This window comes from uncultured Amaricoccus sp. (assembly GCF_937858865.1).
Classification (GTDB): domain Bacteria; phylum Pseudomonadota; class Alphaproteobacteria; order Rhodobacterales; family Rhodobacteraceae; genus Amaricoccus.
This window is the reverse complement of sequence record NZ_CALLYO010000188.1, coordinates 1-1,237: the sequence shown is the minus strand read 5'-3', so window position 1 is coordinate 1,237 and position 1,237 is coordinate 1. Positions and strand designations below refer to the sequence as shown.

At 72.7% G+C, this 1,237-nt stretch carries 2 protein-coding genes; both read right to left on the bottom strand.

What is annotated here, in order from left to right; genetic code table 11:
- A partial coding sequence (locus Q0112_RS05175; protein WP_297972361.1) for a DUF2237 domain-containing protein occupies positions 1-218 on the bottom strand: 218 nt, incomplete at its 3' end.
- Positions 219-221: 3 nt separating this feature from the next.
- Positions 222-1,237, bottom strand: a 1,016-nt coding sequence (locus Q0112_RS05170; RefSeq protein WP_367278439.1) for a lipocalin-like domain-containing protein, incomplete at its 5' end; no start/stop codon positions are given.

Sequence of the window (1,237 nt, the reverse complement as noted above, 5' to 3'; positions counted from 1 at the left end):
AAGCCGAACTCGGGGCGCGGGGTGGTGAGGTCGTTGCCGCGGGCGCGGGAGAAGGCGAGGAACTCGGCGGTGACGCGGACGCAGACGGTGTGGCGGCCGCGGTCCTCGGGGCCGGTGTTGCAGCAGCCGTCGCGGAAGAAGCCGGTCATCGGGTCGAACGAGCAGGGCTTCAGCGGTTCGCCGAGGACGTTGAGGCTGGGGTCGAGCTCGATCTGCATGGGTCAGTATCCGGTCATCTCGAGGTAGCCCGTGCCGGCATGCGAGCCGGCGAAGCGGATGGGGCCTTCCCAGTAGGCGAAGGCCGTCCCCATCCAGCTTTGCGCGTTCAGGGGCTCGGTGTCCACCGCCAGGCCGAAGTCGGGGATGGCGAGGTGCCATTCGACGGGGATGCTGCGGCCGGCGACCTCGGCGGTGGCGCCGGGGGTGGCTTCGATCTGGTCGGGGCGGAGCGGGTGAGGGGTGCCGTCCGGGTCGATCCAGGTGCCGGCGAGGAAGGCGCCCTCGTCCTGGCGCATGCGGTAGATCATGGCGCGGGCGCCCGACTCGAGGTGGAGGGCGAACCAGTCCCAGCCGTGCTGGCCCTCGGCGAGCGGCTGGGAGGACCATTCGCGGTCGAGCCAGGCCCGGCCGGTGACCGGGATCTCCGCGCCGTCGAGAGTGAGGGTGCCGGCGACGGCATAGAAGGGCTGGCTGTAGTAGTAGGAGGCCTGGCCGCGCTCGGACTTGACGCTGAGGCCTTCGGCGCCCTGGAGGACGGGGGAGCGGTCGGTCGAGAGCGCGAGGTCGTAGGCGAAGCCGTCGCCGCGGGCGGCGAGGGCGAGGTGCGAGAGGCTGTCGTCGGGGCCGGTCATCGACCAGTCGTCGATCCAGGCGGTGAAGGGGGAGAGGGTGACGCCGGCCTGACCGATGCCGCCGCGGGCGAAGGTCTCGGAATAGCGGTGGCTGGAGGCGGAGGTGACGGCGGCGTGGGCCATCCAGATCTGCGGGCTCTCCCAGCCGGGGGCTTCGCCGCCGGGGCGGGTCGCCTGGCGGAAGAGCGTCCACTGGGCGCCGTAGGGGGTGCCGTCCGGGCCGGTCAGGTTGGCGGTCACGTACCACCATTCGAGGCGGAAGGTGGGGTGGGGGCCGTGGTCCCTCGGGAAGGCGATGTCGGCCGGGGCGGTGACGGGGGCGAAGTCCTCGGCCGGCTGGTCGAGGCCGGCGTAGCCTTGGGCGAGGGCCGGGGCGGCGAGGATGA